The sequence below is a fragment of the Mesorhizobium escarrei genome (assembly GCF_935825525.1).
In the GTDB taxonomy this organism is placed as follows: Bacteria; Pseudomonadota; Alphaproteobacteria; order Rhizobiales; family Rhizobiaceae; genus Mesorhizobium; species Mesorhizobium escarrei.
In genome coordinates, this window is the sequence record NZ_CAKXZT010000126.1 from 184,958 (window position 1) to 198,512 (window position 13,555).

Annotated in this window: 11 protein-coding genes; 2 read left to right on the plus strand and 9 right to left on the minus strand. The window is 63.1% G+C overall.

The annotated features are described in order from the left end of the window. Nucleotides 1-14 precede the first annotated feature (14 nt). Complete coding sequence (locus tag NMG80_RS16660; protein WP_254019085.1) at nt 15-950, plus strand: dimethyl sulfoxide reductase anchor subunit family protein; 936 nt, start codon at nt 15-17, stop codon at nt 948-950. Between the two features lie 6 nt (nt 951-956). Here NMG80_RS16660 and pdeM read toward each other — a convergent pair whose 3' ends face one another. The 5 genes from pdeM to NMG80_RS16685 all read right to left on the minus strand — a co-directional run bounded on the left by pdeM (nt 957) and on the right by NMG80_RS16685 (nt 7,112). Further along, the gene (gene pdeM / locus NMG80_RS16665) at nt 957-1,673 is read right to left on the minus strand and encodes a ligase-associated DNA damage response endonuclease PdeM (protein WP_254019086.1); all 717 of its coding nucleotides are present in this window, start codon (nt 1,671-1,673) and stop codon (nt 957-959) included. Next, nucleotides 1,670-4,192 (minus strand): ligase-associated DNA damage response DEXH box helicase, encoded by a 2,523-nt coding sequence (locus tag NMG80_RS16670; RefSeq protein ID WP_254019087.1) that lies wholly within the window; start codon nt 4,190-4,192, stop codon nt 1,670-1,672. The genes pdeM and NMG80_RS16670 overlap by 4 nt, the downstream gene beginning before the upstream one ends. A 227-nt stretch (nt 4,193-4,419) precedes the next feature. Further along, nucleotides 4,420-5,280, minus strand: coding sequence for a C40 family peptidase (locus NMG80_RS16675; protein WP_254019088.1), 861 nt, complete (start codon nt 5,278-5,280; stop codon nt 4,420-4,422). Nucleotides 5,281-5,326: 46 nt separating this feature from the next. Further along, nucleotides 5,327-5,677, minus strand: a complete 351-nt coding sequence (locus NMG80_RS16680; protein ID WP_202364692.1) for a MarR family winged helix-turn-helix transcriptional regulator — start codon at nt 5,675-5,677, stop codon at nt 5,327-5,329. Between the two features lie 70 nt (nt 5,678-5,747). Further along, nucleotides 5,748-7,112: a leucyl aminopeptidase family protein gene (locus tag NMG80_RS16685; protein WP_254019089.1), complete on the minus strand. Its 1,365-nt coding sequence runs from the start codon at nt 7,110-7,112 to the stop codon at nt 5,748-5,750. Between the two features lie 122 nt (nt 7,113-7,234). Between NMG80_RS16685 and NMG80_RS16690 the strand changes: the two genes are divergently transcribed. Then, nucleotides 7,235-8,056: a tetratricopeptide repeat protein gene (locus NMG80_RS16690; protein WP_254019214.1), complete on the plus strand. Its 822-nt coding sequence runs from the start codon at nt 7,235-7,237 to the stop codon at nt 8,054-8,056. 598 nt (nt 8,057-8,654) lie between these two features. Here NMG80_RS16690 and NMG80_RS16695 read toward each other — a convergent pair. From NMG80_RS16695 to NMG80_RS16710, 4 genes are read right to left on the minus strand one after another with little or no spacing between them, the layout of a single operon-like run. After that, a complete protein-coding gene (locus NMG80_RS16695) occupies nt 8,655-9,671 on the minus strand; it encodes a type II secretion system F family protein (protein ID WP_254019090.1) in 1,017 nt (338 codons plus the stop codon). Between the two features lie 12 nt (nt 9,672-9,683). Continuing rightward, nucleotides 9,684-10,697 carry a type II secretion system F family protein gene (locus tag NMG80_RS16700; protein WP_254019091.1) on the minus strand — a complete coding sequence of 338 codons (1,014 nt, stop codon included), beginning with the start codon at nt 10,695-10,697 and terminating at the stop codon, nt 9,684-9,686. A 29-nt stretch (nt 10,698-10,726) separates the two neighbouring features. Then, nucleotides 10,727-12,241 (minus strand): TadA family conjugal transfer-associated ATPase, encoded by a 1,515-nt coding sequence (locus NMG80_RS16705; RefSeq protein ID WP_254019092.1) that lies wholly within the window; start codon nt 12,239-12,241, stop codon nt 10,727-10,729. A gap of 29 nt (nt 12,242-12,270) precedes the next feature. After that, the gene (locus NMG80_RS16710) at nt 12,271-13,554 is read right to left on the minus strand and encodes a CpaE/TadZ family protein (RefSeq protein ID WP_254019093.1); all 1,284 of its coding nucleotides are present in this window, start codon (nt 13,552-13,554) and stop codon (nt 12,271-12,273) included. Nucleotide 13,555 lies beyond the last annotated feature (1 nt).

Consider the following 13,555-nt stretch of genomic DNA (forward strand, 5'->3'; position numbering starts at 1 on the left):
CAGCATCCAGCCTCATGCATCCAGCCTTCTCCGTCGTCTTCTTCACCACTGCCACGGGCGCCGGTTACGGCCTGCTCGCGCTGCTCGGCGTGCTGGCCGGACAAGGATTTGTCTCGCCTGACTTCTGGCTCGGCCTCGTTAGCATGGGGCTGGCGCTCGGCCTGATCTCGGCCGGCCTGTTGTCGTCGGCCGGCCATCTCGGCCGACCAGAACGCGCCTGGAGAGCATTCTCGCAATGGCGCAGCTCATGGCTGTCGCGCGAAGGCGTTGCGTCGGTCGCGACCTTCGTGCCGGCGGGATTGTTCGCCGTCGGCTGGGTGTTCTTCGGCCGCACAACCGGCTGGGTGGCCGTCGCCGGGCTGCTGGCTGCGGTCGGCGCGGTCGCCACCGTCTGCACCACCGGCATGATCTACGCCTCGCTGAAGCCGATCGCCCAGTGGCACAGCCGCTTCACTTTGCCCGGCTATCTCATCTTTTCGGCGATGAGCGGCAGCGTGATTTTGAACGCGCTGCTGCAGGGCTTTGCCGTTGGCTCAAAGACTATGGTGGCGTTCTCGCTGCTCCTCACCTTTTTCGGCTGGGGCTGGAAGCTGGCGACCTGGCGCCACAACGACAGGCTGGAAATCCCGACCAACGCCAACACCGCGACCGGACTTGCCGGCGGTACGGTGCGGTCGCTGGAATGGCCGCATACCGAGGAAAACTACCTGCTCAAGGAGATGGGCTTTCGCATCGCGCGCAAGCACAGCGCGAAGCTAAGGCGGATCACGCAGGTGCTGGCCTTCGCTCTGCCCGTCTTGCTGCTGATTGCTGCGTTCGCCTTGCCATGGCCCTATGCGGCGGTGCTGTCGGCACTCGCCACAATCGCCCAGTTCGCCGGCATGCTGGTCGAACGCTGGCTGTTCTTCGCCGAGGCGAAACACACCGTCACCCTCTACTATGGCCGGTAGAGCAGCTCAGCCTGGTCGCAGCATCGAGCCGGAAATCGCAAAAATGCGCTCCGTGCCGAGCATATAGGCCATCAGTGTTTCGCGGCGGAACAGCCCGGCATAGGCGCGGTCGAGCACATTGAGCGAGCCGGTATAGGCGCCGAAGGCCGGCATGATCATACGGCCGCCGTCGCCGGCAAAGCAGCGCCGTCGCACCGAGCGGCCTTGCTGCACGACGCGGGCGCAAGGGTGCAGATGGCCCGAAATCTCGCCTTCCACTCTCACCGCCGAAGGCTCGTGCCGGAATACGAGAGCGCCTATGGCCAGGTCGCGCACCGTCTCGCCGGGCAGATCGGCCGGCGCATCCGGGTCATGATTGCCGGCAACCCAGAACCAGTCGCGGCCGGCCATCAGCGCTTCCAGGCGTTCGCGAAAGCTTGAATGCATGCGCGCGGCGCCGCCGCCGTCATGAAAGCTGTCGCCGAGGCTGATGACGATCGCCGGCTGATAATCGGCAATCACCGCCTGCAATCGCAGCAACGTCGCACCGGTATCATAAGGCGGGATCAATGAACCGCGCCGGGCCAGCGACGAACCCTTTTCCAGATGCAGGTCGGACACGGTCAAAAGCCGAAGCTCGGGAAAATAAAGCACGCCGCGCCGATCGCAGATCGCACGCTCGCCGGCGATGCCGATGGGATCGGCATCCGCCAGGAGCGCAGTCATGGCGAGTGCGAATGTCATTTCGTCCCCATGGCCTCCTCGACCAGCGTTGCCGCATCCATCAGCAGCGTATCATCAGCCTCGCCATGCACCGGCATCTTGCCGATCTCGAGCATGATCGGCACGGCGAGCGGCGAAATCTGCTCGAGGTGCTTATGCACGATTCGGCCCTGGATGCGCGAGAGCATCTCGGCAAGTCTGCTGACATCCAGCAGACCAGTGGCCGCGTCGGCACGCGTCGCCTGCAGCAGGATGTGGTCGGGCTCATGGCTGCGCAGAACGTCGTAGATGAGGTCGGTCGAGACGGTGACTTGACGGCCGCTCTTCTCCTGGCCCGGATGTCGTTTTTCGATCAGTCCGGAGATGAGCGCGCAATTGCGGAAGGTGCGCTTCAACAGCCAGCTGCCGGCCAGCCAGGCTTCGAGATCGTCGCCCAGCATGTCCTGGTCGAAAAGCTGGCTGAGCGATGGTTTCTTCGCCAGGAACATCCTGCCCATATCGGCCAGCGACCATATGGCAAGTGCATAGTCGGTGGCGACGAAGCCGAGCGGCCTGGCTCCCGCCCTGTCGAGGCGGCGGGTAAGCAGCATGCCGAGCGTCTGGTGCGCCAGCCTGCCCTCGAACGGGTAGGCCACCAGATAGAAGCGGTTGCCGCGCGGAAAGGTCTCGATCAGCAGGTCGTCGCGTTTCGGCAGCACCGATTTGTCGGCCTGGAAGCGTAGCCAGTCGGCAACCTGTTCCGGCAGCTTCTTCCAGCGCTGCGGGTTGTCCAGCATGATGCGGACCTGTTCGGCGAGGTAAGTCGAAAGCGGGAATTTGCCGCCGCCATAATAGGGCACCTTGGCGTCACTGCCGGGCGCATTCGACACGAAGCACTCATTCTCGCGGATGCCCTCGAAGCGCAGCACCTTGCCGGCGAACATGAAGGTGTCGCCATGCGTCAGCGTCTCGAGAAAAGCCTCCTCGATCTTGCCAAGAACCCGGCCGCCACGTGAGGCAGAGCCTTTGCTGCCGGCCTTGATATAACGCACGTTGAGCGCCGGCACCTCGATGATGGTGCCGACATTCAGCCGGTATTGCTGGGCGATGCGAGGATTGGACACGCGCCACAGCCCGTCCTTGTTCAGGCGGATGCGGGCGTAGCGCTCGTAGTTCTTCAGCGCATAGCCGCCGGTGGCGACGAAGTCGATGACACGATCGAACGTCGGCCGATCAAGACTGGCATAGGGCGCAGCGGTTCGCACCTCCTCGAACAGCGCATCGGCATGAAAAGGCGCGCTGCAGGCGCAACCCAAAACATGCTGCGCCAGCACATCGAGCCCGCCATTGACCAGCGGCGGCGTGTCCTGGGCGCCGAGATAATTGGCGTCGAGCGCAGCCCTGCATTCCAGCACCTCGAAGCGGTTGGCGGGGATCAGGATTGCCTTCGACGGCTCATCCATGCGGTGGTTGGCGCGGCCGATGCGCTGCGCCAGCCGGCTGGCGCCCTTCGGCGCGCCGACATGCACGACCAGGTCGACGTCGCCCCAGTCGATGCCGAGGTCGAGCGTCGAGGTGGCGACGATGGCGCGCAGCGCGTTTTCGCCCATCGCCTTTTCGACGCGCCGGCGCTGCGCGACATCGAGCGAGCCGTGATGCAGCGCGATCGGCAAGGTGTCCTCATTGACCCGCCACAATTCCTGGAACAGCAGCTCCGCCTGGCTGCGCGTGTTGACGAACAGCAGCGTCGTCTTGTGGCGTTTGATCTCGTTGTAGATTTCCGGTGTGGCGTAGCGGGCCGAATGTCCAGCCCACGGCACGTGCTCCTCCGAATCGAGAATGGAGATCTCGGGCTTGGCGCCGCCGGTGACCACGATCAATTCGGCCATGCTGCCCGGTGGATTCTGGCTGACCAGCCAGCGCCGCAATTCGTCCGGCTCGGCGACCGTCGCCGACAGGCCGATCGTCTGCAAGCCGGGAACAAAGGATCGCAGCCGGGCCAGCCCGAGCGACAGGAGATGCCCGCGCTTCGACGTCACCAAAGAATGCAGTTCGTCGAGCACGACGTAGTGCAGATCCTCGAAGAAGCGCCTGGCGTCGGGTGCCGCAATCAGCAGCGCCAGTTGCTCGGGGGTGGTCAGGAGGATTTCGGGCGGCGCCAGCTTCTGCCGCTGGCGCTTGTGCGCGGGCGTGTCGCCGGTGCGCGTCTCGATGGTGATAGATAGACCGATCTCTTCCACCGGCTTGCCGAGATTGCGCTCGATGTCGACGGCCAGCGCTTTCAGCGGCGAGATGTAGAGCGTGTGGATGCCGCGACGCGCCTGCCCCGGTCTTTTCCCTGGCCGCCCGGCCAGTTCGGTCAGTGAAGGCAGAAACCCGGCCAGCGTCTTGCCGGCGCCGGTCGGCGCGATCAGCAGGACCGACTGGCCGGCCTGGGCAGTCGCCAGCAACTCGACCTGATGGGCGCGCGGTGACCAGCCTCTTTGCGCGAACCATTGGAGAAATGGCTCGGGCAAGCGCACGGCGGCAATTTGTTCGGTGAGGCGCGGCTGCTCTGTCACCCGCCAGAGGTAGCGCGGCGGCGCGTAATCGCCAAGAAGAATCGGAACAAAAGGTGATCGTTTTGTTTCCTTCCCCCCTTGTGGGGGAAGGTGGATTGGCGCGTTAGCGCCAAGACGGATGAGGGGTGTTGGACGAAGTGCGGCAATGCCAAGCTGGAACACCCCTCATCCGACCGAGCTTCGCTCGGCCACCTTCTCCCACAAGGGGAGAAGGAAAAGCGCTTACATCACGGCCGCCGGAACCCTGTCGGGCCGCCATAGAGATAGCCGATGCGGGCGACGGCTCCTCTGAACCCTTCACGCGAGACCAGCATGGTGTGGCCGTTGGCGTGGATCATCGTTTCCGGGTCGGTCATAACAGCGACATGGCCTTTCCAGAACACCAGGTCGCCGCGCCGCAACCCGGCAAAATCCGGGCCCGGGTCGAGCGGCTCGCCGATGGTCGCCGCCTGCATGTCGGAATCGCGCAGCACTTGCCTGCCGGCCATGTGCATCGCCAGTTGCACGAGGCCGGAGCAATCGATGCCGAAGCCGGAGGCGCCGCCCCACAGATAGGGCGTACCGAGAAAAGCCTCCGCGACCGCGACATAGTCGGCAGCCGGCTCTCCCAAGGGCCTGAGATGGCCTGATATGACAGCCTCGCCGGACGGCAGCAGCGCATAATGCGTGCCGCGCGTTTCTGCCGCGCCGGTCACCGTCACCGCCGATCCCATCGACAGTTGCCCGCTCAGCGGAAGCCGCAAATCGGGTCCGGGATAGAGGAAGGTGCGCGGCACGGAGACGACATGGGTTGGCTCATGGTCCCGCGCGCTTAGCACGGTGTCGGCGACATAGCCGACATAGCCGTCGCGCTCGGCCTGGATCCAGGCCCAGCCCTCAACGTCTTCGAAGACGAGGACGTCGTCGCCGAACAGGGCTTGCGTGTTGACGCCGACATCCGGCCGCGGCGCCTTGCGGATATCGGCCACTGCGGCTGAAACCCGCGCTGGCCGCCCGGCGACGAAGCGATCGGCGGCGACCTCGCCCTCCAGCCTGGCATCGGCGAGATCGGAACGGAAGGCGTGAAGGCGGGCATTCCTGGCGGTCAAATCGGCAACTCGGTCAGAAGGGGGGTCGTTCAGAAGGGCATTTCAGTCAGATAGGCAATTCCTGGGCTCTGGCGATGATAACATCGCCGAAGCGCTCGACAAAGAGAGCACCTTCTACGGTTCGCTTGACCAGCACGTTGCGCTTGTCGAGCTCATCGCGATGGCGCGAAACCAGCTTCATTGCGCCCATCGTGTCGAGCGCGCGGGTGATCACCGGCTTGGTGACATTGAGCCGGGCGGCGAGCCCGCGCACCGTATGCGGCGGCGGGTCGAGATAGATGGTGAACAGGATCGCCGTCTGGCGCATGGTGAGGTCCGGGGCGTCGTCGCGCACCTGAGACAGCACCACCTGCTGCCACAGTCGCAAGGCCTGGCTTGGACGCATGGAGATCGACATCCGACCAGAATGACGGCAAATTGTTTCGGTTCCGTTTCAGTCCTGAGACCTTCGCGCTGAACAGGAACTGTCAGGCGTAGCGTTTCGAAATAACCCTTTCCAGCGCGCGGATGCCTTGCGCCTCGCCGCCGGCCAGGCCCTGCGGACGATCGGACGGATTCCAGGCGAAGATGTCGAAATGCGCCCAGGCGGCGGTCTTCTCGACGAAGCGCTTCAGGAAAAGCGCCGCGGTGATCGAGCCGGCGAAACTGTCTGACGTGACGTTGTTGATGTCGGCGATCTTCGACGACAGCTTTGCGTCATAGGGTTTCCACAGCGGCATGCGCCATAGAGGATCCTCGACCGCGACAGAGGCCGCAGCCAGGTCGCAGGCCAACGCTTCATCGCCGGTGTAGAAAGGCGGCAGATCGGGACCGAGCGCGACGCGAGCAGCCCCGGTCAAGGTCGCCATGTCGATCAGCAGCTGCGGCTCGTCGTCGTCTGCCAGTGCCAAGGCGTCCGCCAGCACCAGCCGCCCCTCGGCGTCGGTGTTGCCGATCTCGACGGTGATGCCCTTGCGGCTCACCAGCACGTCGCCGGGCCGAAAGGCGTTGCCGGCAATCGAATTTTCGACCGCCGGGATCAGCACACGCAGCCGGACCTCCAGCCCTGCGGCCATGATCATCGAGGCGAGGCCCAATACGTTGGCCGCGCCACCCATGTCCTTCTTCATCAGGAGCATGCCCGAGGACGGCTTGATGTCGAGACCACCGGTGTCGAAGCAGACGCCCTTGCCGACCAGCGTCACCTTCGGGGCGTTCTCCGGTCCCCAAATCATGTCGATCAGCCGCGGTGCGCCGACGGAAGCGCGGCCGACCGCATGGATCATCGGGAAATTCTTTTTGAGCAGGTCGTCGCCCTTGGTCACCCACACTTCGGCCTTGTACGTCCCTGCCAAGGTCCGAACTGCCTTCTCCAACTCGTCCGGTCCCATGTCGCTGGTCGGCGTGTTGACCAGATCGCGCGTCAGGAAAACGCCATCGGCGATGCGACGAACGTAAGCCTCTTCAGCGCCCGGCGGCAGCGAAAAGCGCAGCGTCTTGCCAGGCTTTTTGCCGTAGCGGGTGAAGACATAGCCGCCGAGCGCCAGTGCGATGGCCGCGATTTCCGGCTCGGCCAGCGTGGAGGCGAAATGCCAGTCGCCTTCGGGCAAGGCTCTCGCCAGCGCGCCGATGGCAAGCGCGCCTTCGCCGTCGCCCGTGCCGAACAGTGCTCCGGCAAGCGCGCCGTTTTCGTCGGGCAGGATCAGCGTCCTGCCGGCCTGACCGGAAAAGCCGTTGGCCTTAGCCCAGGCGAGCGAAGACGAGGCAAGCGCCGCTGCATCCAGTCTATTCTTCGCCACCAGATAAACCGGCAGCGTGGTCTTCAGTTTTCCCTCGATGAATTCGACTGGCATTCGATCGTCTCCGGCTTCCGAGTCGGCGCTTTTTAACTATCCGTTAGGGTTAACAGAATATTTCTGCGGGAGGGAAGATGGCCACGTAATAGCCACGTTGACGAATGGAGGCCCTGGTGCAGATGCCGACCAACAGCATGACGAACGCCAGGGGAAAGCGGCTGATCACCACGGCATTCATAATAGCGCTCGCGGCCAGCGTTGCAGGCTGCGGAACCAGCAAGTTGACGACCGGCTCGATCGGACGCCCCAGCGGCAAACCCTTGGAAACTATGTCGGCCGGCGAGTTGCACAAGGCGACGATCGCGCTGGGTCAATCCTACGCCAAGAACCCCAACGACAAGCGGATCGCGACGAATTATGCCGCGGCGCTGCAAATGGATGGCGACGCCGACCAGTCGCTCGCGGTGATGCGCAAACTGGCGATCGTCCTGCCGAAAGACCGCGACGTGCTCGCCGCCTATGGCAAGGCACTTGCCGCCAACGGGCAGTTCGAGCCGGCGCTCGACGCGGTGCGCCGCGCGCAGACACCGGAATATCCCGACTGGAAGCTGGTGTCGGCGGAAGCCGCGATTCTCGATCAGCTTGGGCAGAGAGACGAGGCGCGCCAGAATTACCGCAAGGCGCTTGACCTCAAGCCGAACGAACCTTCGATCCTTTCCAATCTTGGCATGTCCTATGTTCTGGAAGGTGATCTGCGCACGGCTGAAACCTATATGCGCTCAGCCGCCCAGCAGCCGAACGCCGACAGCCGCGTCCGCCAGAACCTGGCGCTGGTCGTCGGCCTGCAGGGCCGCTTCGACGAGGCCGAGACGATCGCCTCGCAAGAACTCTCGCCCGAGCAGGCACAGGCGAATGTGGCTTATCTTCGCCAGATGCTCGCCCAGCAGAACGCCTGGAGCCAGCTCAAGGACCAGGACAAGACAAAGCCCGCCACCAACTGACCGCGCTTCGTCCCGGCGCCGGACCGGCCAGTCCTGACGCGCGCAAAATTGCGCAGCGGTTTCGCGCGACATGCACTAGGTCCTCGACAGATTGATTTTGACAGATCGGCAATCGGCAGCGAAGGTCGATAATTCGCGTCAGTGGCAAATCGCAAACCTCTAGGATTGGCTGAGACACCCCTCCACTTCGTCATCCCAGGGCAAGCAAGGATCGAAGCGACGCGGCGCAGACCCTGGGATTCATTCCGTGACATCAGAGCGTCACGACTGTGCAGAACCTTTGATGGCCGAGCGAGGCGCCCTCCTCTGTCCTGCCGGACATCTCCCCCACAAGGGGGAGATTGGCAGCTTCCACGCTCCGCTCATTCCTACAACGTTGGCGATTTGCGAAGCTGGCGTAACATCCAATCTCCTCCCTCGTGGGGGAGATGTCCGGCAGGACAGAGGGGGGCGCCAAGGATCGCTACATTTATCCTGAGCCGCTGCATTCTTCGGCTGATGTAACGGCATGGATCCTAGGGTCTGCGCCGCGTCGCTTCGCTCCTTGCTCCGCCCGAGGATGACGAAGACATGGCGGCCTGTGGCATTGCCGCCTGAGCTATTGGCTGCTCGATGCCGGCGGGTCGCCGAAGATACCGCGCTCGCTCACCTGGATGCCGGCGGGACCCAGAATGATAGCGAACAGCACCGGCAGGAAGAACAGGATCATCGGCACGGTGAGCTTCGGCGGCAAGGCCGCGGCCTTCTTCTCGGCGGCGTTCATGCGCATGTCGCGGCTTTCGCCGGCAAGCACGCGCAGCGCGTGCGCCACCGGCGTGCCGTAGCGCTCGGCCTGGACCAGCGCCTGCGACACCGACTTGACCGATTCCAGGCCCGTGCGGCTTGCAAGGTTCTCGTAAGCCTGCTTGCGTTCTTGCAAGTAGGAAAGCTCGGCATTGGTCAGGATGAACTCTTCGGCAAGCGCCACCGACTGCGCGCCGATCTCGTCGGCGACCTTGCGAAACGCCGCCTCCACCGACATGCCGGATTCGACGCAGATAAGCATCAGATCGAGCGCGTCCGGCCACGCCATCTGGATCGACTGCTTGCGCTTGGTGGCGCGGTTGTTGACGTAGAGCACCGGCGCGTAAAAACCCGCATAGGCGACGACGACACAGACGAACAACTTGATGACAGGCGGCTGCTCCGGCAACCCCCCGAGCACGAACAGATAGATCGCAGCCAGGGCAAAGCCGACAAAGGGCAGGATCAGGCGGAAGAAAAGGAAACGCGTCAACGGATTCTGCCCGCGGAAGCCGGCCACCTTGAGTTTCTGCAAGGTGCCTTCATCGGCCAGGGCGCGCCTCAGGTCCAGCCGGTCGACAATATTGCGCATGCCGATCGACTGTTCCTCGCGCAGGCCCTTGCGGCGGCGATCGGACTCGAGGGCAAGCCGCGCACGCTGCTTGGCGCGCAGCTCGTCGCGCTCCAGCGCCACCGATTTCATGCGCGCCTTGAGCTGGTTTCCGCCAAAAGCAGGCAGCAGCGTGAACACGGTCGCAAACACCGCAACGCCGACCAGCAGAGCAATCAGAAATGCCGGATCGGTAAGGGTTTTGACGACGTTCTCGGTCATGCGCTCGGAATCCTAAACCTCGAAGTTCATCATCTTGCGCATCACCAGGATGCCGATCGACATCCAGGCCGCGGAGCAGCCGAGGATCAGATTGCCGACGCTGGTGGTGAACAATGGCATGATGTAGTTCGGGCTTGTCAGGTAGACGAGAAAGGCGACGACGAATGGCAAGGCGCCGATGATCACCGCGGACGCCTTCGCTTCCATCGACAACGCCTGGACCTTGGCCTTCATCTTCTTGCGGTCGCGAAGCACCCGCGAAAGATTGCCCAGAGCCTCGGACAGATTGCCGCCGGCCTGCGACTGGATCTGGATGACGATGCCGAAGAAACTCGCCTCGGTGCACGGCATCGTTTCGGCCATGCGCATGCTGGCGTCAGGGATCGACAGGCCCATCTGCTGCGAATCGACGATACGGCGGAACTCGGTTTTGACCGGTTCGGGGGATTCATTGGCGATCAGGCGGACGGCGTCGTTCAGCGGCAGGCCGGATTTGACCGCGCGCACGATGATGTCTAACGCATTCGGAAATTCGTTGAGGAACGCCTTGACCCGGCGAGCGCGGCAAAACGAAACGAACCAGCGTGGCAGGCCGAGGCCACCGACCAGGAGCGCACCCGGCAAGACATACAACGGCGCACCGAGGAAATAGGCAAGAAACGTCAGGACGACGCCGCAAACCGCCGAGTAGAGATAGAAGCGCTCGAGCGAGACCTTCATGCCCGCCTGACGGATCTGGGCCTTCAGTGGCGGCTTTTTGACGATGCTCTGGCTGGTTTTGTGCTTCTGTTCGAGGTCCTTCAGTGAATCCTGAACCGATTTGCGCCGCTTGGCCGCTTCCGCCACGCGATCGCGCGAAGCCTTGACGACGGCCCCATCCGTCTCGGCGGTCTTGATCGTTTCAAGCCGCCTGCCGACCTGCTTCTCGGTGCTGATCCGGTTGAACAGAAAAGCATAGGCGACCGCGCCGGCGCTGAGGCCGGCGAGCACGATGAATGCCAACACGGTGCCGTCAATTCCAAACATCGGCCCTGGCTCCTACGCCTGCAGATGAATCAGTCAGCGCGTTTCTCCATTGCCTCGAGCGCATTGGCGAGGCGCTGTTCCTCGCCATAGTAGCGGGCGCGCTCCCAGAAATGCGGACGACCGATGCCTGTTGAAACATGTTCGCCCAGCAGTCTGCCGTTCGCGTCCTCGCCTTTGATGTTGTAGAGAACGATGTCCTGCGTGATGATGACGTCGCCCTCCATTCCGATCACCTCGGTGATGTGGGTGATGCGCCGCGATCCGTCGCGCAGGCGTGCGGCCTGGATGATCACGTCGACGGAACCGACCACGATTTCACGCACGGTTTTCTGCGGCAGCGTGTAACCGCCCATCGCGATCATCGATTCGATACGGTTCAGGCATTCGCGTGGGCTGTTCGAGTGGATGGTGCCCATCGAGCCGTCGTGGCCGGTGTTCATCGCCTGCAGAAGGTCGAACACTTCAGGTCCGCGCACTTCGCCGACGATGATGCGCTCGGGCCGCATGCGCAGGCAGTTCTTGACCAGATCGCGCATGGTCACCTCGCCCTCGCCCTCGAGGTTGGGCGGGCGGGTTTCCAGACGCACGACATGCGGCTGCTGCAGTTGCAGCTCGGCCGAGTCCTCGCAGGTGATGACGCGCTCATCGCGGTCGATATAGTTGGTCAGGCAGTTGAGCAGCGTCGTCTTGCCCGAGCCGGTGCCGCCCGAAATGACGATGTTGCAGCGGACGCGGCCAATGATCTTGAGAATCTCGGCGCCGTGCGGTGAAATGGCGCCGAACTTGACCAGCTGGTCGAGTGTCAGCTTTTCCTTCTTGAACTTGCGGATGGTGAGCGCGGCGCCGTCGATGGCGAGCGGCGGCGCGATGACGTTGACGCGGGAGCCATCGGGGAGACGCGCGTCGCAGATCGGGCTCGATTCATCGACGCGGCGGCCAACCTGGCTGACGATGCGCTGACAGATGTTGAGGAGCTGCTGGTTATCGCGGAAACGAATGCCGGTCTGCTCGACCTTGCCGTTGACCTCGATATAGACGTCCTTGGAGCCGTTGACCATGATGTCGGCGATGTCGTCGCGGGCGAGCAACGGCTCCAGCGGCCCGTAACCGAGCACGTCATTGCAGATATCCTCCAGCAGTTCTTCCTGCTCGGCGATCGACATCGCGAAATTCTTGATCGCGATGATGTCGTTGACGATGTCGCGGATTTCCTCGCGTGCGCTTTCGGGATCGAGCTTGGCGAGTTGCGACAGATCGATGGTGTCGATGAGCGCGGCAAAGACCTGGCTCTTGGTGTCGTAATAGGTTTCGCTCTTTTGACGCTGGAGCTTTTTCGGCTCCGGCGCCAATGGCGGCGCCTCGACCGCACGGCGTGCGGGCGGCGGCGCAGCAGACGCGCCAGGTGTGCCAGATGGCGGCGGTGCGGGTTTGGCAAGAACCGCCGTTTCCGCAGGTTTTGCCGCCGGCGCGGCAGGCGCGGGTGCCGGCTGACGGAATTCCGGGGTGAACCGGCTGCCGTCGTCGCTGCCTCTTTTACCAAACATGATCGATTACCAATTCCGCTCCAGGAGCATCACTTCTTGCCGCGCGAGAGCTTGCCAAGCAGATTGCCGAGGCCCGCTTTCTTTCTTGCCTTGATTTCGCTGCGCCCGGTCAGCACATGCGCAATCTCGTTGATCGTGCCGACAACCGGGTTCCTGGCATCCATTTCGCCGAGCATGCGCCCGTTGTTGGCGGCGTTTCCGAACAACAGCGGATCGAAGGCAATGACCGACATCGGCGACAGGCCGAGCGAGTCGGCGAAGTCGGATGACGAAATCTCCGGGCGCTTCGGCACGCCGGCCTGGTTGATGATCAGCTTCGGCGGCGGATCGTTCGGGCGAAGCCGTTTGAACATGTCGGCCAGATTCTTTGTGTTTCGCAAATTGGCCAGCTCCGGCGTCGCCGTGATCACGATCTCGTCGGCTTTGACCAGTATGTTCTTGGTCCAGCCTGTCCAGATGTGCGGAACATCGAGCACCAGAAGCGGCACGCTGCGCTGCGCCGTGTCGATAAGCTGCGTGAAAGCCTCTGGATCGAAATCGTAGACCCGATCGAGCGTTGAAGGCGCTGCAAGCAGCGACAAATGCTCGGCGCACTGGGCAAGCAGCCGATCGAGATAGACCTCGTCGAGGCGCTCCGGTGAGAAAACGGCTTCGGCAATGCCTTGCGCCGGATCCTGATCGAAATTGATGTTGGCGGTTCCGAAAGCCAGGTCGAGATCGGCGACAACCACTTCGGACTTGAACAGCGACGACATCGCCCAGGCCACATTGTGGGCAATGGTCGAGGAGCCGACGCCACCCTTGGCGCCGATGAAGGCGATCGAGCGGCCGATCGGCTCTGCTTCCGGATCAACGAAAATCGTCGATATCACGCTGACGATATCGGCCATCGACACCGGCGCGATGACATATTCGGAAATGCCGGAGCGGATGAGTTCGCGATACAACCCGACATCATTGTAGTGGCCGATGACCACGACCTTTGAGGTCGGATCGCAATATTCGGAGAGCTGCGTGAGCTGCTCGAGCAATTGCTTCGGCTCGCTGCGCGATTCCAGCAGGATCAGGTTCGGTGTCGGCGCCGATTGGTAGAATTCGATGGCCGTGGCGACGCCGCCCATATAGACCTTCAGATGGGCCTTCGCCATGCGACGATCCTCGCCGGCGCGCTCGACCGGATTGGCAACGCCGTCGGTCTCGCAAAATGCCTGGATAGAGATGCGCGGAATCGGCCGCAAAGCCTGCATGGCGGCGATGTCCTGCTGCGAGCTTTCGCCGCCATCTATCCCCGTGTCGAAGGCAAGGTTGCTCATC

Bases quoted from the DNA above. Each gene is read 5' to 3' on its own strand.
- NMG80_RS16710 (WP_254019093.1), bottom strand. From the start codon at position 13,554: ATGAGCAACCTTGCCTTCGACACGGGGATAGATGGCGGCGAAAGCTCG.
- NMG80_RS16680 (WP_202364692.1), bottom strand. From the start codon at position 5,677: ATGTCGATCTCCATGCGTCCAAGCCAGGCCTTGCGACTGTGGCAGCAG.
- NMG80_RS16695 (WP_254019090.1), bottom strand. From the start codon at position 9,671: ATGACCGAGAACGTCGTCAAAACCCTTACCGATCCGGCATTTCTGATT.
- NMG80_RS16705 (WP_254019092.1), bottom strand. From the start codon at position 12,241: ATGTTTGGTAAAAGAGGCAGCGACGACGGCAGCCGGTTCACCCCGGAA.
- pdeM (WP_254019086.1), bottom strand. From the start codon at position 1,673: ATGACATTCGCACTCGCCATGACTGCGCTCCTGGCGGATGCCGATCCC.
- NMG80_RS16660 (WP_254019085.1), top strand. From the start codon at position 15: ATGCATCCAGCCTTCTCCGTCGTCTTCTTCACCACTGCCACGGGCGCC.
- NMG80_RS16685 (WP_254019089.1), bottom strand. From the start codon at position 7,112: ATGCCAGTCGAATTCATCGAGGGAAAACTGAAGACCACGCTGCCGGTT.
- NMG80_RS16700 (WP_254019091.1), bottom strand. From the start codon at position 10,697: ATGTTTGGAATTGACGGCACCGTGTTGGCATTCATCGTGCTCGCCGGC.
- NMG80_RS16690 (WP_254019214.1), top strand. From the start codon at position 7,235: ATGCCGACCAACAGCATGACGAACGCCAGGGGAAAGCGGCTGATCACC.